Annotated in this window: 25 protein-coding genes; 18 read left to right on the forward strand and 7 right to left on the reverse strand. The window is 39.5% G+C overall.

Annotation, left to right across the window (positions count from 1 at the left end; translation table 11 throughout):
• Positions 1-8: 8 nt before the first annotated feature.
• Positions 9-1,538, reverse strand: coding sequence for a nitrogen fixation negative regulator NifL (nifL, locus tag ACLKML_RS05270; RefSeq protein WP_413282674.1), 1,530 nt, complete (start codon positions 1,536-1,538; stop codon positions 9-11).
• Positions 1,539-1,978: 440 nt separating this feature from the next.
• On the opposite strand from nifL, the gene rsxA reads away from it, so the two are divergent.
• From rsxA to ACLKML_RS05325, 11 genes are all read left to right on the forward strand, one after another.
• A complete protein-coding gene (gene rsxA, locus ACLKML_RS05275; RefSeq protein WP_413282675.1) occupies positions 1,979-2,554 on the forward strand; it encodes an electron transport complex subunit RsxA in 576 nt (191 codons plus the stop codon).
• A 42-nt stretch (positions 2,555-2,596) separates the two neighbouring features.
• Entirely contained in the window at positions 2,597-3,127 is a 531-nt protein-coding gene (locus ACLKML_RS05280; RefSeq protein ID WP_413282676.1) for an RnfABCDGE type electron transport complex subunit B, read from the forward strand.
• Positions 3,128-3,140: 13 nt separating this feature from the next.
• The gene (gene rsxC / locus ACLKML_RS05285) at positions 3,141-4,646 is read left to right on the forward strand and encodes an electron transport complex subunit RsxC (RefSeq protein ID WP_413282677.1); all 1,506 of its coding nucleotides are present in this window, start codon (positions 3,141-3,143) and stop codon (positions 4,644-4,646) included.
• Entirely contained in the window at positions 4,639-5,637 is a 999-nt protein-coding gene (locus ACLKML_RS05290; protein ID WP_413282678.1) for an RnfABCDGE type electron transport complex subunit D, read from the forward strand. The genes rsxC and ACLKML_RS05290 overlap by 8 nt, the downstream gene beginning before the upstream one ends.
• Complete coding sequence (locus ACLKML_RS05295; protein ID WP_413282679.1) at positions 5,637-6,245, forward strand: RnfABCDGE type electron transport complex subunit G; 609 nt, start codon at positions 5,637-5,639, stop codon at positions 6,243-6,245. The genes ACLKML_RS05290 and ACLKML_RS05295 overlap by 1 nt, the downstream gene beginning before the upstream one ends.
• The gene (locus ACLKML_RS05300; protein WP_413282680.1) at positions 6,242-6,958 is read left to right on the forward strand and encodes an electron transport complex subunit E; all 717 of its coding nucleotides are present in this window, start codon (positions 6,242-6,244) and stop codon (positions 6,956-6,958) included. Before ACLKML_RS05295 ends, ACLKML_RS05300 begins: the two co-directional genes overlap by 4 nt.
• Before the next feature lie 17 nt (positions 6,959-6,975).
• Positions 6,976-7,233 carry an RnfH family protein gene (locus ACLKML_RS05305; RefSeq protein WP_413282681.1) on the forward strand — a complete coding sequence of 86 codons (258 nt, stop codon included), beginning with the start codon at positions 6,976-6,978 and terminating at the stop codon, positions 7,231-7,233.
• A gap of 218 nt (positions 7,234-7,451) precedes the next feature.
• Positions 7,452-7,988 (forward strand): flavodoxin, encoded by a 537-nt coding sequence (locus ACLKML_RS05310; RefSeq protein WP_413282682.1) that lies wholly within the window; start codon positions 7,452-7,454, stop codon positions 7,986-7,988.
• A 112-nt stretch (positions 7,989-8,100) separates the two neighbouring features.
• Positions 8,101-8,376 carry a hypothetical protein gene (locus ACLKML_RS05315; RefSeq protein ID WP_413282683.1) on the forward strand — a complete coding sequence of 92 codons (276 nt, stop codon included), beginning with the start codon at positions 8,101-8,103 and terminating at the stop codon, positions 8,374-8,376.
• Complete coding sequence (locus ACLKML_RS05320; protein ID WP_413282684.1) at positions 8,377-8,772, forward strand: ArsR/SmtB family transcription factor; 396 nt, start codon at positions 8,377-8,379, stop codon at positions 8,770-8,772. It begins immediately after the preceding gene.
• Between the two features lie 300 nt (positions 8,773-9,072).
• Positions 9,073-10,302, forward strand: coding sequence for a diguanylate cyclase (locus ACLKML_RS05325; RefSeq protein WP_413282685.1), 1,230 nt, complete (start codon positions 9,073-9,075; stop codon positions 10,300-10,302).
• Between the two features lie 422 nt (positions 10,303-10,724).
• Here the strand turns inward: ACLKML_RS05325 and ACLKML_RS05330 are convergent, their stop codons facing one another.
• Complete coding sequence (locus tag ACLKML_RS05330) at positions 10,725-11,708, reverse strand: Gfo/Idh/MocA family protein (RefSeq protein WP_413282686.1); 984 nt, start codon at positions 11,706-11,708, stop codon at positions 10,725-10,727.
• A 170-nt stretch (positions 11,709-11,878) separates the two neighbouring features.
• A complete protein-coding gene (locus ACLKML_RS05335) occupies positions 11,879-12,523 on the reverse strand; it encodes a hypothetical protein (RefSeq protein ID WP_413282687.1) in 645 nt (214 codons plus the stop codon).
• A 208-nt stretch (positions 12,524-12,731) separates the two neighbouring features.
• Between ACLKML_RS05335 and ACLKML_RS05340 the strand changes: the two genes are divergently transcribed.
• From ACLKML_RS05340 to ACLKML_RS05355, 4 genes are all read left to right on the forward strand, one after another.
• Positions 12,732-13,934 carry a hypothetical protein gene (locus ACLKML_RS05340; RefSeq protein ID WP_413282688.1) on the forward strand — a complete coding sequence of 401 codons (1,203 nt, stop codon included), beginning with the start codon at positions 12,732-12,734 and terminating at the stop codon, positions 13,932-13,934.
• Positions 13,935-14,050: 116 nt separating this feature from the next.
• The gene (locus ACLKML_RS05345) at positions 14,051-14,914 is read left to right on the forward strand and encodes a tetratricopeptide repeat protein (RefSeq protein WP_413282689.1); all 864 of its coding nucleotides are present in this window, start codon (positions 14,051-14,053) and stop codon (positions 14,912-14,914) included.
• 5 nt (positions 14,915-14,919) lie between these two features.
• Complete coding sequence (locus ACLKML_RS05350) at positions 14,920-15,645, forward strand: AzlC family ABC transporter permease (protein WP_413282690.1); 726 nt, start codon at positions 14,920-14,922, stop codon at positions 15,643-15,645.
• A gap of 15 nt (positions 15,646-15,660) precedes the next feature.
• Positions 15,661-15,978, forward strand: coding sequence for an AzlD domain-containing protein (locus ACLKML_RS05355; protein WP_317718603.1), 318 nt, complete (start codon positions 15,661-15,663; stop codon positions 15,976-15,978).
• A 155-nt stretch (positions 15,979-16,133) separates the two neighbouring features.
• Here ACLKML_RS05355 and ACLKML_RS05360 read toward each other — a convergent pair whose 3' ends face one another.
• From ACLKML_RS05360 to ACLKML_RS05375, 4 genes are all read right to left on the reverse strand, one after another.
• On the reverse strand, positions 16,134-16,694 hold the full coding sequence (locus tag ACLKML_RS05360; protein ID WP_413282691.1) for a hypothetical protein: 561 nt from the start codon (positions 16,692-16,694) through the stop codon (positions 16,134-16,136).
• Positions 16,695-16,701: 7 nt separating this feature from the next.
• Complete coding sequence (locus tag ACLKML_RS05365) at positions 16,702-17,235, reverse strand: YaeQ family protein (RefSeq protein WP_413282692.1); 534 nt, start codon at positions 17,233-17,235, stop codon at positions 16,702-16,704.
• 15 nt (positions 17,236-17,250) lie between these two features.
• Entirely contained in the window at positions 17,251-17,706 is a 456-nt protein-coding gene (locus tag ACLKML_RS05370) for a YccF domain-containing protein (RefSeq protein WP_413282693.1), read from the reverse strand.
• A gap of 88 nt (positions 17,707-17,794) precedes the next feature.
• Positions 17,795-18,004: a cold-shock protein gene (locus tag ACLKML_RS05375; RefSeq protein ID WP_171751734.1), complete on the reverse strand. Its 210-nt coding sequence runs from the start codon at positions 18,002-18,004 to the stop codon at positions 17,795-17,797.
• Positions 18,005-18,590: 586 nt separating this feature from the next.
• Here ACLKML_RS05375 and ACLKML_RS05380 point away from each other — a divergent pair.
• The 3 genes from ACLKML_RS05380 (at position 18,591) to ACLKML_RS05390 (ending at position 23,296) form a co-directional block, all read left to right on the forward strand.
• Positions 18,591-20,267 (forward strand): transporter substrate-binding domain-containing protein, encoded by a 1,677-nt coding sequence (locus ACLKML_RS05380; protein WP_413282694.1) that lies wholly within the window; start codon positions 18,591-18,593, stop codon positions 20,265-20,267.
• A 2-nt stretch (positions 20,268-20,269) separates the two neighbouring features.
• Entirely contained in the window at positions 20,270-21,679 is a 1,410-nt protein-coding gene (locus tag ACLKML_RS05385; protein WP_413282695.1) for a sigma-54-dependent transcriptional regulator, read from the forward strand.
• A gap of 327 nt (positions 21,680-22,006) precedes the next feature.
• The gene (locus ACLKML_RS05390; RefSeq protein ID WP_413282696.1) at positions 22,007-23,296 is read left to right on the forward strand and encodes a dicarboxylate/amino acid:cation symporter; all 1,290 of its coding nucleotides are present in this window, start codon (positions 22,007-22,009) and stop codon (positions 23,294-23,296) included.
• Positions 23,297-23,332 lie beyond the last annotated feature (36 nt).

Raw genomic sequence — 23,332 nt, forward strand, 5'->3', positions numbered from 1 at the left:
CAGTCCGCCTATTTAGTTTTTTTAGGAAAAGTTAGACGAAAATAAGCGCCACCTAATCGTCTACTTGGCCGGATTTGAATAGTGGCAGAATGTTCATTTATAACCTGCTGTACAATCGCAAGACCGATACCTCGAGAACCTTCTTGATGTTTAGGTTTCGTACTGAAAAATGGTTGAAATACTTTTAAGTGCATATCTTCAGAAATACCAGCCCCGCTATCTTCAATGGTTATAGAGATATCATCTACGCTTTCCCTTGTGGTAATAAGCAAGGTGCGTTGGTCTGATCGTGATAGTTGGATAGCGTCGATTGCGTTATCAATAATTTGTTTCAATGCAAGCAGTAAGCGGTTTGGTTTTCCTGTAATCGAAGGAAGAGAAGGAGTGAGCTTCAAATCCAGCTCAATTGAAGCATGTAACAGTTGAGTTGTTGTTACTGCAAGAGTATCTCTAACCAGTTGATTCAAGTTAACGGGTTGTTTTGCTTCATTTTTACGCTCTGGAATGGCTTGTTTAATATCCTCTAATGCGCCAAGAGCATTAAACATAGCTTCGTCCATGGCGACGATTCCAGGACAGGCATGGTTGTTTTGTTTGAGAATGGTAATAGCTGAGCTGATCATATTCAGAGGACCTTGCAATTGGTGCAGAGTTGCCATCATCGCTTCTTGCATCGCATGGACGAATTTTTCATCTCCTGTCATTAGTTTTATATTTTGCAGCCGTCGTTCTTCTATCAGATGTTTTTCTTTGCTTCTGTCGATAATGCCAACCACGGTATAAAATTCGTCTACCGGTTGAAAGTACGCTTCTGTTGCTGTGTCAGTAACCGGTATTTTAGCGAGCGCATAATCGAACCAGTGCTCAGCTGTGTTATCGGTACCGTCAATATGAACACCTTTGTATTTTTGATTAGAATGACTTAAATAGTCTTCAATGGAATTAAGCTCGTAATCCATTTTCAAATAATCGAGTAAAAGTGAAATTGGGTCTTGATGCAGGTTGTCTTTTAATACCTCATACTTCTTGTTACTAAATAAAGCATTGTTATTTTTGTCGACCAAAGCAATAGCGATAGGGACGGAATTTAATACCACTTGAAATAATGCGGCTTGATTTTTTTCATGTGTCTGTAAGCGGTGCTGCTCGGTGATGTCTTTGTGTATGGCGTAATAAAAAATTTCGCCTTGCTCATTGGTTAAACTGGAAATAGAAATATCACTGATATACAGCTCGCCATTTTTCTTTTTGTTGATCAATTGACCTTGCCAGTGTTCACCTTTGGTTATTGTGGTCCATAAATTCTGATAAATACTTTTAGGCGTCGTTTTATAAGACAAAATGGAGCAGTTTTTACCCACCACTTCATTCATTGAATAACCCGTTACTTCAGTAAAGTTCTGATTCACTAAAAGAATATTACCGAGTTGGTCGGTAATCGAGATGGCGATAGGCGCATTAATGACGATTTGTTCAAATGCACTGGAACCAAAATGATTAAATACTGGTTCATGTTCTATGCTTTGCAGTGATTTCATGCTCACATCCTTGTTGGTAGGCACCATGATTACTTTGGCACCATTACTATGTGATTCAGAGACTTTGGTTCTTCAGAGGTTACGATCCCCTGAAGATGGCCGTCATCTCAAAATGGCATTCAATATCCATTTAATAAGGCGCACTAAACAATTTGATACGTAGTGGCGTTAAAGTTAATTATGCATGAAGTATTCCATTGTCATTCCCTTGCTACTGTTGAAGTCTGGTAATACATGTATGTTTGATTTAGAACAAATTGAGACAATAAATCGAGGATTGTTGCATTTACGACAATCTATTTTCCTGTCAAAAAATAGGAAAAAAAGCGTTATCTCCTTATAAATAAAGGCCATCAATGCTCGTAATTGGTGCGTATGTCTTATGGCATATCCTATGCAAACACTCTGTATATGAAAGATTAGATGCAAGGAAGACAAAAATGTCAGAAGGAATATTGATCCTACTGAGCGCTGCGTTTGTTAATAACGTGGTACTGGCAAAATTTTTGGGATTATGTCCTTTTATGGGGGTGTCCGGAAAAATAACCAGTGCATTAGGAATGGGGATAGCTACTACGTTTGTACTGACACTTGCGGCTGTGAGCACATGGCTATTGGAACATTTTATTTTGCTTCCATTGCATTTAGAGTTTATGCGTATTATCGCCTTTATTTTACTTATCGCTTCGGTGGTTCAATTGACGGAACTCTATGTTAAAAAACATGATCCGACCTTGTATCAGTCGTTAGGCGTGTTTCTTCCTCTTATTACCACCAATTGCGCGGTACTTGGCGTGGCCCTGTTAAGTGTTCAAGAAAAACTGTCGTTCATTAATACGATCATGTTCAGCGTGGGCTCGGCTATCGGGTTTACCGTGGTGATTGTATTGTTTGCCGGGCTTAGGAACCAGCTTGTGTTAAACCGAGTGCCTGCTGCATTGAAAGGATCACCCATCGCTTTTATTACCGCAGGTTTATTGTCTATGGCGTTTATGGGCTTTGCTGGCATTGTTTAAATAAGATTAATCAAGGTTTTAGCGATACAAGGAGGTGATATCGTGATTTCGATTGTTGTTTTTATCGTACTGGGAGGCGTGTTAGGTGCCGCATTAGGTTATGCCTCGGTGTTTTTTAAAGTGGAAAGTAATCCCATAGTCGACAACATCGAAGCATTGATGCCCGGTGGTCAATGTGGCCAGTGTGGTGAGGCTGGCTGTAGACAGGCAGCAGAAGCAATGGCTCAAGGGACGTTAGACCCAAATGCTTGTCCCCCAGGAGGTGGAGCGCTTGCGGTGGCTATCGCGGAGTTGCTTGGTGTTTCTTTGCAGGTGAGCGAAGAAGATATTCAAAAAATCGCAAGCATAGATGAAAGCCAATGTTCGGGTTGCACGCGCTGTTATAAAGCGTGTCCGTTTGATGCCATTGTTGGTGCGACTAAGCAAATTCATACGGTGATTTCTCACGTGTGTACAGGATGTCAGCTCTGTTCCAATGTTTGCCCGCAAGATTGTTTAACAATGAAAAACGTGACGCCAACCTTGTCTACATGGTATTGGCCCAAACCTGAAACTAACAAAGCAGTGATTTAATAAGGATTGTTTTATGATCACATTATTTAAACGTCCTTTTCGTGGCGGTATCCATCCTAAAACTTATAAATCATTGACCAGCGATAAGGCGTTGAACAAAGGGCTTTGGCCGAGTCATGTGTATTTATCATTGCAATTGCGAAATGGCGCGTTACTTAAATCGATCGTTGAGGTTGGTGACAGAGTGACCAGAGGTCAGAAAGTAGCGGTTGGCAGCACTGGCATGATTGCTCCATTACATTCGTCAGTTAATGGCATGGTGACAGCGATAACCTCTCACCAAACATCACATCCTTCTAAAGCTAAATGCGCCACAATTATTATTCGGGCTAATCAAGATAAGTCGTGGGGTAGCACGACAGCCACCCATGGAAATTTTTACCACTTTTCTTCTGATGAAATTATTGAAAAAGTCCGCGAAGCCGGCGTAGTCGGTTTGGGAGGTGCAGGTTTCCCTACTGCAAGTAAATTGCAGTTTGCACGCCAAGCTAAAGTGCATACGTTAGTAATTAACGGTGGGGAATGTGAGCCTTATTTAACATGTGACGATTTAACTATGCGTGAATATGCTGCCGATATTGTGGCGGGTGTGCGCCTCATGTTGAAAGCGACCGGTGCCAAACAAGCCATTGTTGGTGTAGAAGATAATAAACCTGTGGCTTATGAGCAATTAAAGTCATCGGCGTCACACGACGAAGATATTAACGTTGTTTCTGTGCCGAGTATTTACCCTATGGGGTCAGAACGACATTTGATCAAAGCACTGACAGGGCAAAGTGTGCCACTTAATTCTCTATCTACTGCCATTGGTATTTTGGTCAATAACATCGCCACTGCTAAATCGGTGTATCACGCGGTTCGTTTTAATCGTCCGCTCATTAGTCGCGTGATTACCGTGTCAGGTAAAGGGATAGTAAAACCGTGCAATGTGGAAGTACCAATAGGCACGCCAGTACGTGAAGTAATTGAGTTTTGTGGAGGAATGAGTGAAGAGACAGAAAGGCTTATTTTTGGTGGGCCGATGATGGGACAAGTGATTACTTCTCCTCATATTCCTATTGATAAATGCGTTGGTGGCATTTTGGCTCTTACCTCGGAAGAAGTTCGTGAAAAACCTCAACAAGAGTGTATTCGTTGTGGGCAATGTGTTCGGGCTTGTCCGATGGGCCTAATGCCATTTCAAATGGCAGCATATAGTCGGCGTTCTGATTTTAAACAAACTGAAGCTTTAGGCGTGAATTTTTGCTTGTCTTGCGGTGCATGTAGTTATGTGTGTCCCTCTAATATTCCTTTGGTGCATTATTTTCAGCATGCGAAAGGATCTATCTTAGCGAATAGTCTGAAGGAGAAAAAATCTGCACAAGCGAAGGCACTGACAGAAGCGAGAAAGGCTCGCTTATTAAAAGAAGCAGAACAAAAGAAAGCGTTAAAAGCATTGAAAGCAAGCAAGCGTAAACGTGCACCGAAAAAAGCGGTGAGTAAGTCAGCGGTTAAGGAAGAGGAAACAGTGAATGATTAATTATGATGCGGCGGTAGGACCTTTTTCTCACAGTGAAAACTCTAGCGTACGAATTATGTATACCGTGATTCTTACCTTACTGCCTGTGTTGATTTTTGGATTCTACCAGTTTGGTTTAAACAGTTTATATGTGGTTGTTATCACAAGTGTTACCGCTGTGATGACTGAATGTATTTGTTTGAAAATGATGGGAAGAAACAGTAATGCATGTTTGGATGGTTCGGCATTGCTTACCGCCTTACTGCTTGCAATGAGTTTACCACCAACGGTTCCACTCTGGATGTGTGCGTTTGGAGCGGTATTTGCCATTGTGATGGGTAAGCAGATTTATGGTGGATTAGGGCAGAACTTGTTTAACCCTGCGATGCTAGCGAGAGTAATGCTGCTGATCTGTTTTCCTGTCGAAATGACCAATTGGTCGGTGCCATCTCCAATTGATTTTAGCAACAACCAAGTAATGGTGCCTGAGCAGTGGTTTCAATTTGATGGTACAACTTCAGCGACAGTGCTAAGTGGATTGAGCGAGCACGCGACATCGGTCGTTTCTATGCTTGCTGGGACTCAATCGGGTAGTTTGGGCGAAACAAGTGCTGTTCTTATTATGTGTGGTGGTGCTTATTTACTCTATTGCCGAATTATTCATTGGGTTATTCCGGTTTCATTTCTACTCGGTATAGCGTTGCCCGCCGCGATCAGTTTTGCGATCAATCCTGATCAGTTTCTTCCTCTCTCAACCCACTTATTCAGTGGTGCGGCCATGCTTGGTGCATTTTATATTGCAACTGATTTGGTGACATCACCAACTAGTATGAAAGGCCAAATGGTCTACGGAGCTTGTTGTGGGGTGCTTATATGGTTGATCCGAAGTTTTGGTAACTATCCCGAGGGGGTTGCATTTGCTGTATTAATTATGAACGCAGCAAGCCCTTTAATTGATTACTACCTTCGACCAGCTGTGTTTGGTAGCAATGTGGTAAAGGAGAAGAGCTAATGTTGATAAACATAGAGCAATGGAAAGAGCGAGTTCCGTATCAAAGTATTTTATTAGCGGTAGCGTGTGGTTTAGCAGCGACATTACTTATGATCTCACAGTATGTGACCGAACCTATTATTCAGTTGCGTGTTGAAGAAGACCAAAATGTTTTGCTTTCTCAAGTGTTAGCAGGAGAGAAGGCTGCTAACAAGGTTTTCGATAATGAAATCCCCCTATCTTTTAAAGAAAAAACATTTCAATTATTCGAAGTGAAAAACTCTCAAGGCCGTCTCACTCATTACGTTATTCGAGGTGAACAAGAAGGATACAGTGGTGTGATTCGTTATCTTATTGGCGTTGATTTAAATGATGAGATCTCTGGTGTGCGCGTATTGAGCCATACCGAAACACCGGGGCTAGGCGATAAAATTGAAATTGAGAAAAGTGATTGGGTTAGCGATTTTAATGGCCGTTCTTTGAATAATACAGCGATTTGGAAAGTGAAAAAGGATGGTGGCGAGTTTGATCAGTTCTCAGGTGCAACTATTACGCCTAGAAGTGTGGTCAGCGGTGTTTATACAGCAATGCAGGCATTGGATGAATTTAGTAACAAAGAGGATGAATGATGAGCTGTCATAGTAATAATCAAGATGAAAATACCAAGCCAAGTAACGATTATCAGAACATCGTTAAAAATGGCATGTGGAGTAATAATATTGTTCTTACTCAATCTCTGGCGTTATGCCCACTTTTAGCGGTAACCAGTAGCGCGACCAATGGATTAGGTTTAGGGCTGGCTACTATGGTGGTAATGATGGCCTCAAATATGCTGGTTGCACTTGGAAAAAGAGTGATCAGTAAAGCGGTAAGAATTCCAGTAAATATTATTATTATTGCCACTTTAGTTACGTTAATCGACGCGATATTAAATGCTTGGCTGCATCCATTACATAAAGTACTCGGCTTATTTATTCCATTAATTGTAACCAATTGTGCCATTTTAGGTCGTGTTGAATCCTTTGCTAGTAAAACATCTGTTTTTCCGGCGTTGGTAGACGGAGCGGCTATGGGGTTTGGTTTTACATGGGTATTGGTTGTACTGGGTGGGATCAGAGAGGTTATTGGTAGCGGAACACTTTTTTCAAACGCAAGCTTGTTACTTGGCGACAGTTTCTCATTGTTAGAAATTGTGGTTATCCCTGACTATCGCGGCTTATTGTTAGTCATTTTGCCTCCGGGCGGTTTCTTAATGTTAGGTGCATTGTTAGGAATAAAACAAAGAGTTGAGCAAGTTATAAAAGCGCAATCCAGCTCAGAAAAGGCATTGGAAGGTATTTGATTATGTTGGGAGAGACGATGAAAGTTAGTGTTGTGTATGCACTCGCCAATGAGCAAGTATGGTTACCTATAGAGTTAGAAGATAATGCAACTTTAATGACGGCCATTCACTCTTCTGGCGTGTTAAATATGTTCCCATCCATTGACTTGGACCAGCAAAAAGTGGGCGTATTTGGAAAAATAGCGTCATTAGAGTCTCCAATAAATGAAGGGGATAGAGTAGAAATCTATCGTCCGATTGTTTGGCAACCAGACATAGATGAAGACGACGATTGATTGTCGCTTTTCGTACAAATTGTCTTTTTTTCTAAGTTGTAGATTTAAATGTACTTAATAAACAATTAGTTAATTTTGGAATGGCGTTTGCACCAGTTATGTTTTTAAACAATGTGTTGGTAACAACGCCGGTAGAAATCTGTAGCAGCGTGTTCTATCGAATCCATTTCGCCTGTGGTTATTAGCATTGATAGCGATCCATTTTCAAGGAGTGAATTATGAGTAAAGTAGGAATATTTTTTGGCACAGACAGTGGTAGTACCCGAAAAGTAGCCAAGCAAATACAAAAACAGTTAGGTGATGATGTTGCAGCAAAACCGCTTAACATTAACCGAGTAGAAGCGTCAGTGTTCGACCAATATGATTATCTTATATTGGGTACACCAACATATGGCGAAGGTATGTTACCGGGGTTATCTAGTGAGTGCCAAACGGAGAGTTGGCAAGAATTTTTACCTAATTTTGATGATATTGATTTGTCAGGTAAGAAAGTCGGGCTGTTTGGTTTGGGCGATCAAGTGAATTATCCTGATGAATTTGTCGATGGCTTAGGTGAGCTTTATGATTGTGTTGCAGAAAGTGGTGCAGAAGTTATCGGCAGTTGGCCGACAGATGGTTATGAATTTAACGAATCGACCGCGGTGGAAGAAGATGTTTTTGTCGGCTTGGTAATAGACAAAGACAATCAAGCGAGTTTGAGTGATGAACGTATCACTGCTTGGACTACACAGATCAAAGATGAGATGGGATTATAGTCTTTAAATTAATCCGAATAAAAACCAATAGATGCACAAAAGCGCAATTGTGTATTTATTGGCTTTTTTTGTGTATACTGATCAGCATTACAAATGATTTGGAAAATTAACAATGAGAACGGCAATAAATAATTTAACCAAATGGTGTGCTTACAGTCATATGTTCAAAGTGTTTTCTATCTTACTTAATGGCGGTGATATTTCTGAACAAACGCGTACAGGGCGGAATATTGCTTTGCTTGGAGTGTTTTGTCCTTTTTTCTGGTACGCACTGTTTACTGGTGCGAGTAAAGCAGAATTAATTTTTCATGCAACGCATTCTAGCGTGGTATTTATGATTGGTATGGTGATAATGTTACTGAGTATGAAAAAAAACAAAGGAAAATAGATGGACGCCCAATACCTTGATGCACTAAAAGCCTTAGCGGAACCTCATCGCCTGAAGCTGTTTTGGTTGCTTATTCATGTGGACCAAAAAATTACTGTTGCCGAAGCAATGGATGTGACAGGAGAAACGCAATATAACGTTTCTCGTAACCTGAAAATGCTGTTTAAAGCTGGGTTACTTTTACAAGAAAAACGAGGTAAATGGGTTTACTACACTCTCGCAGATCACACTGAAATGCATTGGGTATCTTTAGTTGATTCGGTACGACACTTACCTGAGACGGATTTTCAATACGTGACGAAGCGATGCAAGCTTAGATTAAACATGCGAGTTGATGGTGAGTGCGTGGTAGGACCCAACAGCGAAGAGTGGGTGGCATCAACTACAGAGTTATAAAGTTAAATGCCAAATCGCAGTAACAATAATACCAATCCTCAATAACTCCAATCTTGGATAACAATAAACAGGTTAGAAAGATGAGTGCCGATTTTTAACTGAGCACCACACCCTTGGAGTTATGCCACATATCCTAATTTACCTTATGGTTACTTCGCATGAACCTATAATTTTAGTTTCAAATAAATCGAAGGTACTCACAATCATCGCTTTTAAGCTAACTGGTCTGCTGTAAATAATTTATAATTAAAACACCGTCAATTGCGTTGTAAATCAATTTTACACGACATTAGGAATGTTATGCCTGAAATTAATATCGATTCAACCTATGGTGTTATTGTGATCAAAGATCTCAAGGTAGTTCACGTTGACGATAATTATGCACGAATATTTGGTTATAAATCAGCTCAAGAATTACTGAACAGTATCGACGGATTTTTAGACCTGATTGATCCAAAGCATCATCAATTGGCACGAGAAAATTATTACCAACAAATGAATGGCCAACTTATCCCTAGAGGTCGCACGTTTAAAAATATTGATCGCAATGGGCGAGTATTCCCAATATTTGCTATAGACCATGTGATTAAATGGCAAGGCGAAGACGCGATGCAGGTGACGGTAATGGATGTGTCAGCTTTAGAAAAGGCCCATCAGCAAATTATAGAAAACGAACGCAAGTACAAACAACTGATCACTACATCAGGCCAAGGCATCATCGTTCATAAGAACTTTAAACCTCTTATGGTTAATCAGTCCTGGGTTAACTTGATGCACGCACCTTCAATAGAGTTTGTCCTTGCCAATGTTAATTTAATCGATTTTATACCAGAAAATGAAAAAAATTGTGCGAGTCAACAATACCTAGACATTATTAATAGCGAAGTGAGTGGTTTAAGCAAGATCGTTGAGAATATTTGCTTTGATGGAGTTAAACGCTATTTTCGGGTTTACGACAATAAAATTGAATGGGATGGCGAGCCTGCTATTCAAGCTGTTATTGAAGACGTAACCGATAAAGTTGAGTTAGAAAAGAAACTGAAGTATCTCTCAATTACAGACTCCCTCACTAATGTGTACAACCGGCGTAAACTTGATGAAGTATTAAAACAAGAGAGTAATCGAACCGCTCGCTACGGTCATGCGTTGTCAATTTTACTTATTGACCTCGATCATTTTAAATCAGTCAATGATAATTTTGGACACCAAGCCGGTGATGAAATGCTCATAGCAGTAGCGAGGTTGATTAAGGCTAGTGTAAGAAGAACCGATATAGTTGGACGATGGGGAGGAGAAGAGTTCCTTATTATCTGTCCTGATACTCCGATTGATGCGGCCTCATTTATAGCCGAAAAACTCAAACAGATCATTGCTGAGTTAGAAGACCAAGTTCCTTGTAGTATAACCGCGAGTATTGGCGTGGCGACAGCAAAAGATAATGAGTCAAATGGACATCTTCTAAAACGAGTAGATGATGCTCTTTATTTAGCCAAGCATAAAGGAAGAAATCGAGTAGAAATATCGTTTTAAATCCTAAGATACACAAGTTGGATTACTGCTGCTACTATTGCCACGTTCTTATCCGTTCATTTGCATCTGCGGCGGGATTTAATCTAGCGGATTCTTTTAATTTCCAAACTGATAATCAATGTTCAAACTGATAATCAATAGCAAAAAATCTGAATGTTATGAATGGTTGTGATATTTCATTGAATGATGTTGAAGTGAACATTATTCTGATGAGAGCAGTGACAGCTAAGATTTTTACCACCGCATCACGACAGCGTGTGTAATGGTTTATAAATGATGGTACATGCTTACACAAGCGCTAAGCATGTACCAATATATTGTTTCGATGAATTTTTCTCACTATCAACGACCTGACTAATCTACAGTTCGGCCGTTATACCTTAAAAACGTTACTGATAGGCTTAAGTCTTCCCTCGTTCAGATTAACTATCCGCAGGAAACACAACACCAGTTTGGCGGCGAATTTCAGTGATGACTTCTGATACATCGAGCGAACGCTGCACGTGCGCTTGATTCATCGCTTTATCTTCAATCTGTTCGGCAAAAGCAATGGCTTCATAAACCATGGTATTCTCGTGTTGTTCGAGACTGATAGTCTGTTGTGTTGCGTTTCGTTTTTTAATACTAAATCTTGGACATTGCGATAAATGCTCAACCAATATTACGCCATCTTCACCTTGGAATTCACTATCGATATGACCATCGGATACTTTGGAATGATTAATTGTCACTAAAAAATTAGGATAAGTCATGATAACCGTTCCATGGGCATCAACACCTGAATCGAGCAATTTAGCGCAAGCCTGTATTGAGTCGGGTTTACCAAATAAAGACACGGCTGCAGAGACATTATAAAACCCTATATCCATTATTGAGCCGTTTGAAAAGGCAGGATTAAAAGTATTTGGGTTTTCGCCATCTAAATATTTTTGATACCGTGATGAATATTGGCAATAGTTTAGATAAACACTGCGCAGTTTTCCAATAGTAGTAAGGCGTCTTTTTAGTTCCTCGAAATTGGGCAAAAATTCAGTCTTAAACGCTTCAAATAAAATAACGTTATGTGTATTCGCACAATCAAACATTTTGCGTGTTTCGGAAATATTGGAAGAAATAGGTTTCTCACAAATAACGTGTTTGCCATTTTGCATCATCAACATAGCTTGTTCACAATGAAGGCTATTTGGAGAGGCGATATAAACGGCATCTATATTGCTGTCTGACGCTAGTGTTTGTAAATCAGTATAGAATTGGCAATGTTCATCTTGGCTATTTTGAGCAAAAATTTGAGCATTTTCCAATTTGCGCGAGTAGACAGCATTTAAGCTAAACTGCTTGCTTTGTAGCGCAGCTTCTACAAATGCTTCTGATATCCAGTTGGTTCCAATGACCGCTAAATTGAGCATTTAATCGATTCCTTGTTGTTTTGGCTAATTAGCCAAATGAGTTTAGCACCATTAGAAAAAATAGTCGGTCAACCATAATAATTAGTCAGCAACTTTTAGCCAAAGGGACGCTTTGATTTAATATATCCGTTTATCATGATACGGACGAACGGTTGCTTGCATGAATAAAACTAGGGTTTTCTGGACATGTGAAAGCTGCCAAACGCGATTTTTTCTAGCTCTATTTGATTACCATCATCTAAAAAGAAAAATTCTAAGGTGTCGTCTTTCTCTTTGCCGACAAAGTGGTGAATGATGCCATTTTCAGTAGTTTTCTTGCTATAAGAGGAGATAGTCGCGCGCTTTATTTTCTGTTTCGAGAGGTACTCATAATATTGTTGTGGTCCACCAAGCTTGAGATCGAGTATGACTTGGTTGATTAGAGGGATAAAAGGATAAACATTATCGGGTAGGTCGGTTTGCTTGTTGTTTTTTTTGTTTTGTATAGTTTTGTTTAAAAAATCATAGGAAAACGTTTTTCGCTTCGAACCAATTTTTTCGGCATAGTGAGTCGCAATAGGGATGATGGCTTTGTCTGTTAGTTTGTATGTGCCATTCTCATTGATTTTGGCACTGATAAACATAAATGATCCTTTAATGCGAGTTTCATAACTGCACACACTCTCACTGCAGTTCGATTCCATTACAACATCACCTAATTTTATAGGGCCTAATTCTACAGTGAAATGACCATTGGCTCCTGTCATTGCATAGCTGCGCAATGAAAACGATAGGCTACTGAGTAAAGTAACAATGGTTAAAACTTTCACAGACATATTTTTCACAAATATCCATTTCCTTATCTATAACACATGATAGCAAGCATATATTGATAATTTAGTTTTATACAATCAATTTTGTTACAAACTAACCAATTATTTTCTCACCTTAAAGCCAATATTTTTATCCATAATTGTGAACTTAGATACTATCAAGCTAGTAAACAGTTGCTTTTTTAGCAAAATAATTATAAAAAATAAAAAAATGATAATAAGGCTGAATGATATTAGTTATTCTTATACTATCCGTAAATATTTAGGTATCACTGCTATTGGTCGAAGAATGACAAGTGATGTTAGATACTTATTTACTTTATCGTTAAGTCTTTGTCCTTTACCTTCACTGGCACAGAGTGACTCTGTAATACCAGATCAAGAGATAGCGATGTTGCCCTCGAATGTATTCTCGTTGAGAGGCGTACCGCCTTCATCTGAAAGCGAACCATATTTAGACAGCTTTGATCACCAAGATGAGACATTTTGGCTGGATGAAACTAAGCAATATTTCGCAGACAGTGTGCATGATTTTAGTCTTTTCATTGATCAGGGTTTGGCCAAAGATGACAATGAAGCCCCTTTAGTCAACAAGAGTTATTTAAAAATAAAGTATCGAGCTGAATACTCTGATCTAGGGTATTTTGAATCGGATGAACGGATCTCTGTTCGTATTGATTTACCTCATGTTAAACATGATTGGAAGTTGATTTTAGAAACCGATCCCGATGATTACGACTCATTGGAAGACAAACAGCGTGGTCTATCTAGTGATAATTCAAAAAATGTAATTAATGGTGCGATAGGTGGCGTTCGTCTGCAAGATGAAGAGATCAAGCATTGGAGGACCAATCTGGATGTAGGAGTGAAAATAAGATTGCCAATTGACCCTTTTACTCGGGTTCAACTGCGTCGTGTCGAGAATTTCTCCCAATATTGGACGGCACAATTTAAGCAAGAAGTCTTTTATTATCATTCAGTTGGGAGTGGCTCGTTAACAGAGTTAAATTTTTATAAGCAAATGACAGACAATTTTTCTGAGATACTTAAAATGAGTTCCAGCGCCCAATATATCTACGAAGACGATAACTGGGAGGTCTTATTTCAACTCGAATATTTCGATCGATTGAATACTAATCATTTATTAGAGTACTCGAGCGGGATCACTTTTGAACCAAATCAAGCGGATGAAATTTCAAACTATTGGTTGTCTGCGTCGTGGCGACAAAAGCTTTACAGCGATTGGTTATATATGTCGATGACACCGCAAATCAATTTTCCTCGCGAGTTTGATTACAAAATAAACCCTGGCTTTCAACTTGAATTTGAAGCTTTTTTTTCCAAAAACAGAAATCTTGATCGACTTAATCGCTTTATTCCTAAATCCACTAGAATTTCAAGCTCAGGGATTTAGTCCAAGGTTCTTCACTCCATCTATCTTGCCATTCCAAACATTTACTTCTTGAAAGCTAAGGTTTTACCTCCTATTGTAGAGGTTTTGTAAACGCGCATTATTTGGTAGTGATTTTAATGAAGAAATTTTTGATTGTATTTATGGTCCTGTTTTGCTCTTTTAGCAGTTTCGCAGAAGAGAAATATTCAGACAGTGATATTTTAGATCGCCCATTAGTGGAGCGTTATATTCTCGATGAACTGAAAGCGCTTAGACAAGATCAACAAGATCTTGAACGGAGAATGGTTATTCAGATTACGGATCGTGAATTAGAAGTTGCCGATAAATCCATGAATTACGTTAACGTTACGGTTAACTATTTTTTCTATATTATTGCCGGTGTCGCGTCTCTAGTGGCTGTGGTCGGTTGGCAGTCGCTCAAAGAGATGAAACAAAGTACCAAGAAAATGGCTGATGCGCGTTTAGATAAATTAGCCAAAGAGTACGAATCAAAATTTTTAGCCTTAGAACGAGATCTGAAACGTAAAACTCGAATTATTTCTGAAAATAACCAAGAAATTGAGATCATTAACGAGGTACATAATCTCTGGCTCAGAGCTCAAAATGCCCAGACTCCTGAACAAAAAATGGAAGTTTGTGATGAAATTCTTAAAATCCGTCCTGGTGATTTAGAAGCCTTGACCTATAAAGCCGATGCCGCCATGGAAATGAGTGAATATCACTGGGCAATGAGTCTTTGTAATCGTGTATTAGAAGTAGATGATAATAATGCGCACGCACTCTATCAACGCGCCTGTTCTTACGCTCGATTAGGTGCTGAGGAACAAGCTATCTATGATTTACACCGTTCAATAGAAGTGAGTTCGTCTATTCGTGAATTGGCTGCAGAAGAGCCAGACCTAGAATCCTTACATGGTAATTTACAATTTGATGCGCTAATTGAAGCAACGGAGCAAACTTCCGCCTCTGCGAGCAGTTAATTTATATGTCGTCCAATAAATCATTGTTTTTAAGGGGAACTGTTGCAATAACTCCTCTGTCGATAGCGGTAATACCCTGGGGTTTTCTGGTTGGTTCATTTGCGATGGATGTCGGACTTAACCCATTAGAAGGACAGGCGCTTTCCGCTATTTTATTTGCCGGGTCGGCACAGTTAGTTGCGGTCGGTATGTTTAAGGCGGGGGTTGGTTTGAGTACCATGCTTCTCACCACTTTTTTTATTACATCACGACACTTTTTATACAGCGTTTCTATGCGTAACAAAATTGCGCCGTTGTCTCTGAAATGGCGATTAGTTTTAGGTTTTTTATTGACTGACGAACTGTTTGCTGTGGTGGGAAACCAAACTCCAGATCGTTTTAAGCCTTGGTATGCACTAGGTGCAGGATTAAGCTTTTATTTGGTATGGAATTTAGCCACCTTGGTGGGTATTGTAGCAGGAAGCCAAATTCCTAACTTGGAACAATTTGGTTTGGAGTTTGCGGTAGCGGCCACTTTCATTGCTTTGGTTGTGCCTATTATCCACAATTTTCCAATACTGTTATCCGTTCTGGTGGCTTTAGTATTATCTGTGACTTGTGCTTACTTCCATGTAGAAGGCGGGCTAATGATATCTAGTATTGTTGCTATGTTAAGTGGCTTCGCAGCAGAGGTTGTTGGTAAGCGTAATGTAGCGAAAACGGATCCACCAACGACTAAGTCATCAAAATAAACTAGCAAGGAACGTATGATTATTCTGTCTATACTGGCGATGGCTGGCTTGGTGTTTTTTAGTCGCTATCTGTTTTTAGAACCGAAGCTTCCTATTCGGTTAAATTCGACTACTCAGAGATTACTGGCTTATTCTAGCCCTGCGATTTTGACGGCTATTTGGGCGCCGATTGTCTTTATTCAGGAAGATGAACTGGCCATCAGTGTCACCAATCCATATTTAATTGGTGCTTTGTTTGCCGCGCTAATGGTGTGGAAAACAAAAAGTGTCCTTTGGACGACTATTGTTAGTATGGCGTTATTTTTGTTGTTAAAACTGGTCGTTTTTGCTTAATTTCTGTGGTAATAATTTCTGCAGCGGTAATTTTTTGCAACGGTAGCAGCGATGCTGATTATTGATTAATAGCGGTTGCTTAACGTTAAGAACGTAACTTAACGTCAATATTGTAACTTAACGTCAAGATTGCCACTCAACGTTGAGACTGTAATTTAACTGCCTTTAAACCAGTTAACTAGTTTATCCGACCATTGTGTCGCTGGTGCATCTACTTTTTGTTTCTCTTTTCCGTGATAATAGCTGGCTAGCAGTTTAGTTCTTAACTCTTCGGTATCATGCGAATGCAAGGCTTTAACCAGTAGCGTGGACGTATTGGCGGCGTAATCATTAGCTAAGCTAAAATCCATGTTTAAGTAGCCTTGAACCATCAGCCACAACTTGGTGATTAAAGAGAGTTCAATCACTGATTCAGCGCTGAATTTATTGGCTTGAGTTTGGCCGATGGTCTGTTCAAACACATTGTTCATTTTACTGATTTGCTCTGCTTGTACTTCTAGTCTTGCGGTTGCTTCAATCTGTAATTTAGTTAGAAGCCCTAACAATAATAATTTAGGGTCTTTTTCTGGGTTGTTTTGGCAAATAGCGGCAAAGATGTCCGCTTTTTGTTCAATCGCTCGGGTAAACAGCTCCGCCTCTTTGTCAGAAAGACCGAGCGTGTCGATACCAGCAATTTCAAGTTGTTGTTTTAACATGCTTATAATCGAATCTTTCATGTTTTAATTAAACCTTCAATTGTTGCCATTCCACTTCACAATCACCGTTTTCAGCCGAAATATATGCTGAATGACCAGTTAACATGATTGAGATATCCATGGTTCGTTTTACCAGTTTGGCTAATTCTTCAATTGCTTCTGAATCGAATTTATAAATTTCTGCATCAAGTAAGTTTAGTTTATCTGCATTTTGTTTCCACCAAACATCTGATTTAGTATTAAAACTGTATATGCGTACGTTACGAGCGAGGCGGGTAGATTTTTTTACTCTTTCTGGATCCGGTTCGCCTACATCTATCCATAGCGAAGTTTGATTATCTAGAGTTTTATGCCAAATATCAGGCTCTTCAATACTAGAAAGCCCTTTTGTGAAGGTTAGATCTGGCTGAGCATTGAGTGCGAAAGCAAGCACACGTGCCATCATACGCTGTAAGTTTTCTGACGGATGTTGCGCTATTGTCAGATTGAGTGAATCGTAATAGTCGCGATTCATATCAGTTAAGGCGATTTTGAGTTTGTATATTGTTGGTTTTAAAGCCACATTGGTTCTCGTTTGTTATTTTCTGGTCTTATTTAGGTAATCTTGCGCATTTTTTTGTCTTGCAGCGAAGGCGACTTCTTTTTCAACGATGGTTTTGCCTATTGGAAATAGAGCAATAGCAGCTAGCTTAAGATGTTGAATGCTAAATGGAATGCCTATTATGGTAATAAAACAGGCGATAGCCGAGCAAACGTGTCCAATAGCAAGCCAAAGTCCAGCGAAACAGAACCATAATACGTTGCCAATTATGCCTAATGGTCCTGTACCGACATCGCGAGCACTAGTGAGTTCTTCTCGATCGATAGCTTCTTTGCCAAAAGGAAAGAAAGAAAAGGTGCCCATGACAAAGCAAGCTCGTCCCCATGGGATACCGATAATACTAATAAAGGCTAGTATGCCGAACAACCACCATGCCAGCCCCATGAAGATTCCACCGAATAAAAACCAAATAATATTGCCTAAAGTACGCATGTTTTACTCGCTTTGTTCAATAAAAAGGCAAAAAAATAGCCAGTCTATTGACTGGCTACGAAAATTTTAGCGATTAACAAAAACCGTATTAAACAGGTTTGATGTTCTCAGCTTGTGGGCCTTTTTGGCCTTGAGTTACAGTGAACTCAACTTTTTGACCTTCTGCAAGAGTGCGGAAGCCGTCAGATTGAATAGCGCTGAAGTGTGCGAACACGTCTGGGCCATTTTCTTGTTGAATGAAACCGAAACCTTTAGTTTCGTTAAACCATTTTACTGTACCAGTCACTGTGTTAGACATAGTCTTATTTCCTATAAAAATTGTGTTGATCCCACTTCTTGGGAATCATATTTAGATAGCGTGGAAAAAATAGATTGCTATTTAGATACAACACGGCGGAGAGTTTTGAGCTAACCAACGACTTGTAAATCTTAAAACAAAAGCTTTTCTTTCTAGCCGAGACGAAGCTTAAATCAACTACGTAGGAAGTCAATGGATATTGTGTTAACTTTTTAGAATAAGGTCATTATTTTGTGAAAACGCACATTTTTGTGTATGGAACTAACAAAAGTTCATTCTTGAGAATGAATTGTGTGGCATTTAATTGACTATTTTGTCGATAATTTACCACAATAAGCACTTAATGTTGCTGGTTTGTTAAGGTTAAAGCTAGCTTGTTGTTTTATGATTTAGCCATACTTTTCATCATGAGAAAGCGAGAATAGGAAGGATCTAAAATAAGCATATTGTTTTCCACAACAGGGCTTTCCACAACAGGGTTTCCCAAAGGCAAACTTGATTATTACATGATGAGTTTATTTTACGAGGTTTGAGTTGCAAGTATGAACAGTGTTTTATTTTGGTCTTTTATTGAGCCTAGTAGACGATGAACAAATTCAGCTTTATCGCTCAACTATTGCTTAGGTTATTTGTACTTTGCTTTACGCTTACAGTGTTTGCCAACGAGAATACCATTATTGTTGGAGGCGATCACAATTACCCTCCTTATGAGTTTATTAATGATAACGGTCAGCCCGATGGGTATAACACGGAACTGACGTACGCTATTGCTCAAGTGATGGGTTTAGATGTAAAAATTGAGCTTTCCAGCTGGGACGTGATGAAGAATGAATTGGAAAGTGGTTATATTGACGTATTACAAGGTATTTCTTACTCGGAAGAGCGATCTAAGCGGTTAGATTTTTCTCCTCCTCATTCACTTATTCACCAATCTGTTTTTGCTCGTGTCGGTTCTGCGCCTATTGCTAATTTGTCTGATTTAGCTGGTAAGTCGGTTATTGTTCAAAGCGGTGGCATTATGGCGGAACGCATAAAAAGCTCGGCTGTTGATGCGCAGCTTATTTATGTCGATACTCATGCTGCGGCCTTGCGTATGTTGTCATCCGGTCGATATGACTACGCCTTTGTTGCTAATCTTCCCGGCTTATACTTAGGTAAAGAATTGTCCCTTTCTAATATAGAACCTGTTGGTGAGCCAGTGAGTTCACAGCGTTATGGTTACGCAGTGTTAAAAGGGAATGATGAATTATTAGCTCGATTTAATGAAGGGTTGGCGATATTAAAAAATACCGGTAAACAACAAGAAATTTATAATAAATGGTTTGGTTCTTATACTGCTACTGGTGTTAATTGGCAGCAAATTAGCCGCGTGGTGGTGGTTATTTCTGTGCTGGTCATTTTGATTTTTTCCGCTGTAATTTTTTGGAATAGAAGTTTAGCTAAACAAGTAGCAAGACGGACTAAGGAATTGGAACGACAACAACAGCAATTAATTCAAGCTGATAAAATGACCTCACTGGGTGTTTTGGTGTCAGGTGTGGCGCATGAAATCAATAACCCAACCAGTTTATTATTGCTTAATCTGCCGGTACTAGAAGAATCTTTTGATGATATTGCTGATATATTGCAGCAACATTATCAGGATCACGGTGATTTTGAAGTCGCGGGCTTGAACTACACTCGCATGAGAAATGAAATACCTCTAATGTTGAGTGAAATGTTGGAAGGCTCACATCATATTCGACGAATTGTTAACGACTTAAGGGACTTCGCTCGAAAAGAACCTCATAGTTTAGTAGAAGATGTTGATTTAAATCAGGTTGTCGCCGCAGCGATTCGTTTGACCGACAGAACTATCAAAGAGTCAACCCAACACTTTTCGGTTGATTATTTTGAAAGACTGCCAACAATTAAAGGTAATAGTCAACGATTGCAACAAGTGGTGATTAACCTAATTGTTAATGCTTGTCAGGCATTGCAAAATATACAGCAATCTATCGTAATTTCGGTTCAGTTTAATCCTTATAATCGTCAATTGATGATATCGGTTAAAGATGAAGGTTGTGGAATAGAAGCGGATAATTTATCTAGGTTGACTGACCCATTCTTTACCACTAAAAGAAAACAAGGCGGAACGGGACTTGGTTTGTCGATCTCCACCACCATAGTTGAAGAGCATGCTGGCAAGCTAACATTCCAATCTGAAATTGGTAAGGGAACGATAATCGAATTGATGTTTCCATTAGATAAGGAAAAACAATAACAATGAAAGATACGCGCTATCCTGGGTTTGGTCTATTGATCGTTGATGATGAATTGGCGTTTATTCGCAGTTTGTCATTGGTACTTGAGAGACGTGGTGGAATAAACCATTTGTATCAAACGTGTGACAGCCGAGAAGTGATGGATCTGATTGAGAACAATCCGATTGAATTAGTGTTGCTTGATTTGAATATGCCTCATATATCAGGAGAGGTGCTATTAAAGCAAATAGTAGAAAAGCATCCTCACGTTGGCGTTATTATTATTAGTGGGATGAATCAAATAGAGACAGCAGTAGATTGTATTCGATTGGGTGCTTACGACTATTTTGTTAAGACTACCGAAGAGAATCGTCTGCTAGATGGAATAAAACGTGCCATCACAATGCAAGAGATGCGTAGAGAACATGAAGCTATGCGTCGACGTTTTTTATCTGATACCTTAGAGGAACCTGAGGTTTTTAAATCAATCATTACTAAGAACAAAAAACTTCGTTCAATATTTCAATATCTAGAGTCGATTTCATCTAGCCAGCAATCGGTTATGATCACCGGAGAAAGTGGTGTCGGTAAAGAACAAATCGCCGCTGCCGTTCATCAACTAAGTCATAAACCGGGAAAAATGGTGAGTGTTAACGTTGCAGGTATTGATGATAATGTTTTCGCTGATACCTTATTTGGTCATAGTCGTGGGGCTTTTACTGGGGCAGATCGAAAGCGAATTGGTATGGTTGAATCGGCCTCTGACGGTACTTTGTTTCTAGATGAAATAGGCGATTTGAGTCATGCTTCTCAAACTAAATTACTGCGCTTGTTACAAGAAAATGAATATTATCCATTGGGTAGTGACAAACCAAAACGCAGTCGAGCTCGTATTGTAGCAGCGACGCATCAAGATCTGAAAAAAAAGGTAGAAGAAGGCAGTTTTAGGAAAGATCTCTATTTTCGTTTATGTACGCACCATGTAGAGATTCCGCCATTGAGAGAGCGCAAGGAGGATATACCGCTTTTATTTACCCATTTTCTCACTCAGGCTGCAACGGAAATGAATAAAATAGTGCCTACTTACCCTAAAGAACTACCTGTTTTACTCTCTACCTACCATTTCCCGGGCAACATTCGAGAGCTGCAAGCTTTGGTGTACGATGCGGTAGGGCAGCATAAAAGTCACATTCTTTCTATGGAAGTGTTTAGACGAGTTATTGATGACTCGTCATATCAGATCGATATGCTGGATTTCGATACTGGTTTATTCGATCCTAATAAGCCGTTACCAACATTGTCTGAAATAAACCAACTTTTAGTCTGTGAAGCGATGGATAGAGCTAAAGGCAATCAATCTCTTGCATCACGAATGCTTGGTATCTCTCAGCCAGCGTTGAGTAAACGTATTAAAAAGTGTCAGGAAAACTAACCTACAAACCCCTATAACAAAAGTTATACTATATCCTTTGTTATAGGGCAGTATCCTATTGTAAATACATAAGAAATCGCTTTTTCCTCTCTTTTTTATAACTTAAGTTATATCCATTTGACTTGTCTTTTTATATTTAAATGTCAATTTAAACAATGAGTTACTTATTTTTTATTAGTTGGCATTTTAGTTGCAATATTTCTGATTGATAAAAAACCTTAATTACAAATATGTTAATTGTAAATGTAGACACTTGGGCTACTGACTTTTCCAATGGTTAGTGTCGTGAGTAGCCGGTTGAAAATTACGCAATAAAAGGAAAGTACTATGACTAGAAAGGATTCAGCACCACAGGTAAGTGGTGGCTTTTGGAATAAAATGGAATTGTGGAAAAAAATCGTAATTGGCATGGTCCTCGGTGTGGTAGTGGGTGCAGTAATGGGCCCTGATGCTGAAGTCTTTAAACCAATTGGTACGCTATTCATTAATGCAATCAAAATGCTGATTGTTCCTTTGATTTTCTGTTCACTGATCGTTGGTGTTACCTCCATGCAAGACTCACGTAAAATGGGTCGTATCGGTGCTAAAGCGATTATTTTATATCTTGGTACTACAGCGATAGCTATTACTATCGGTTTGAGCTTTGCCGCGGTATTTACACCGGGTGCTGGCCTTAATATGGTTGCCGAAAACCCAGATATTGTGGCTAAAGAAGCGCCGCCTTTAGTACAAACACTATTAAACATTATCCCTAAAAACCCGGTAGGTGCTTTAGCTGCAGGTAACATTTTGCAAATCATTTTCTTTGCTCTGGGCTTGGGTATCGCTTTAACTTTGATTGGCGAAAAAGCAAAACCAGCAATTGCGGTTTTTGAAAGCTTAGCGGAAGCAATGTACAAACTGACCGAACTTGTTATGAAGCTTGCACCATTTGGCGTGTTTGGCTTAATGGCATGGGTTGCTGGTAAATATGGCGTTGATATTTTGATGCCACTCATTAAGGTTATTGCCGTTGCGTATATCGGTAGCCTAGTTCATGTATTGGTTTTTTATACTGGCATCATCAGCCTTGTTGGACGCTTAAACCCAGCTCGTTATATTAAAGCATTAATGAACCCAGCTGCGGTAGCGTTCACTACAACAAGTAGCTCTGGTACGCTTCCGGCGACCATCAAAGCAAGCCGCGAAGAACTGGGTGTATCTAAGGGGGTTTCAAGTTTCGTATTGCCATTGGGTGCAACCATTAACATGGATGGTACGGCGCTGTATCAAGGGGTGTGTGCTCTGTTTATCGCCCAAGCATTTGGTATTGATCTTGAAATGTCTGATTATATGCTGATCATCTTAACTTCAACTCTTGCTTCTGTAGGTACAGCTGGTGTTCCGGGTGCAGGTTTGATTATGTTATCACTTGTTCTTACTACGGTTGGCCTGCCTATTGAAGGTTTGGCGATTGTTGCTGGTATCGACCGTATTTTGGATATGGCTCGTACTACAGTGAACGTATGTGGTGACATGATGGTTTCTGTACTTATCGCGAAAAGTGAAGGTGAGTTAGACGAAACAATTTATAACGCTGAAGTGAGCGGTGCTGGAACAGAAACAGAAAACGCGTAATACATTGGGTATTATTATTCTGACTATGTAACACCA

This window comes from Vibrio sp. MA40-2 (assembly GCF_047302445.1).
Classification (GTDB): domain Bacteria; phylum Pseudomonadota; class Gammaproteobacteria; order Enterobacterales; family Vibrionaceae; genus Vibrio.

Excerpts from the sequence above, each read along its gene's own strand:
- nifL (WP_413282674.1), bottom strand. The coding sequence starts at position 1,538 with ATGAAATCACTGCAAAGCATAGAACATGAACCAGTATTTAATCATTTT.
- rsxA (WP_413282675.1), top strand. The coding sequence starts at position 1,979 with ATGTCAGAAGGAATATTGATCCTACTGAGCGCTGCGTTTGTTAATAAC.
- rsxC (WP_413282677.1), top strand. The coding sequence starts at position 3,141 with ATGATCACATTATTTAAACGTCCTTTTCGTGGCGGTATCCATCCTAAA.
- ACLKML_RS05290 (WP_413282678.1), top strand. The coding sequence starts at position 4,639 with ATGATTAATTATGATGCGGCGGTAGGACCTTTTTCTCACAGTGAAAAC.
- ACLKML_RS05295 (WP_413282679.1), top strand. The coding sequence starts at position 5,637 with ATGTTGATAAACATAGAGCAATGGAAAGAGCGAGTTCCGTATCAAAGT.
- ACLKML_RS05300 (WP_413282680.1), top strand. The coding sequence starts at position 6,242 with ATGATGAGCTGTCATAGTAATAATCAAGATGAAAATACCAAGCCAAGT.
- ACLKML_RS05305 (WP_413282681.1), top strand. The coding sequence starts at position 6,976 with ATGAAAGTTAGTGTTGTGTATGCACTCGCCAATGAGCAAGTATGGTTA.
- ACLKML_RS05310 (WP_413282682.1), top strand. The coding sequence starts at position 7,452 with ATGAGTAAAGTAGGAATATTTTTTGGCACAGACAGTGGTAGTACCCGA.
- ACLKML_RS05315 (WP_413282683.1), top strand. The coding sequence starts at position 8,101 with ATGAGAACGGCAATAAATAATTTAACCAAATGGTGTGCTTACAGTCAT.
- ACLKML_RS05320 (WP_413282684.1), top strand. The coding sequence starts at position 8,377 with ATGGACGCCCAATACCTTGATGCACTAAAAGCCTTAGCGGAACCTCAT.
- ACLKML_RS05325 (WP_413282685.1), top strand. The coding sequence starts at position 9,073 with ATGCCTGAAATTAATATCGATTCAACCTATGGTGTTATTGTGATCAAA.
- ACLKML_RS05330 (WP_413282686.1), bottom strand. The coding sequence starts at position 11,708 with ATGCTCAATTTAGCGGTCATTGGAACCAACTGGATATCAGAAGCATTT.
- ACLKML_RS05335 (WP_413282687.1), bottom strand. The coding sequence starts at position 12,523 with ATGTCTGTGAAAGTTTTAACCATTGTTACTTTACTCAGTAGCCTATCG.
- ACLKML_RS05340 (WP_413282688.1), top strand. The coding sequence starts at position 12,732 with ATGATAATAAGGCTGAATGATATTAGTTATTCTTATACTATCCGTAAA.
- ACLKML_RS05345 (WP_413282689.1), top strand. The coding sequence starts at position 14,051 with ATGAAGAAATTTTTGATTGTATTTATGGTCCTGTTTTGCTCTTTTAGC.
- ACLKML_RS05350 (WP_413282690.1), top strand. The coding sequence starts at position 14,920 with ATGTCGTCCAATAAATCATTGTTTTTAAGGGGAACTGTTGCAATAACT.
- ACLKML_RS05355 (WP_317718603.1), top strand. The coding sequence starts at position 15,661 with ATGATTATTCTGTCTATACTGGCGATGGCTGGCTTGGTGTTTTTTAGT.
- ACLKML_RS05360 (WP_413282691.1), bottom strand. The coding sequence starts at position 16,694 with ATGAAAGATTCGATTATAAGCATGTTAAAACAACAACTTGAAATTGCT.
- ACLKML_RS05370 (WP_413282693.1), bottom strand. The coding sequence starts at position 17,706 with ATGCGTACTTTAGGCAATATTATTTGGTTTTTATTCGGTGGAATCTTC.
- ACLKML_RS05375 (WP_171751734.1), bottom strand. The coding sequence starts at position 18,004 with ATGTCTAACACAGTGACTGGTACAGTAAAATGGTTTAACGAAACTAAA.
- ACLKML_RS05380 (WP_413282694.1), top strand. The coding sequence starts at position 18,591 with ATGAACAAATTCAGCTTTATCGCTCAACTATTGCTTAGGTTATTTGTA.
- ACLKML_RS05385 (WP_413282695.1), top strand. The coding sequence starts at position 20,270 with ATGAAAGATACGCGCTATCCTGGGTTTGGTCTATTGATCGTTGATGAT.
- ACLKML_RS05390 (WP_413282696.1), top strand. The coding sequence starts at position 22,007 with ATGACTAGAAAGGATTCAGCACCACAGGTAAGTGGTGGCTTTTGGAAT.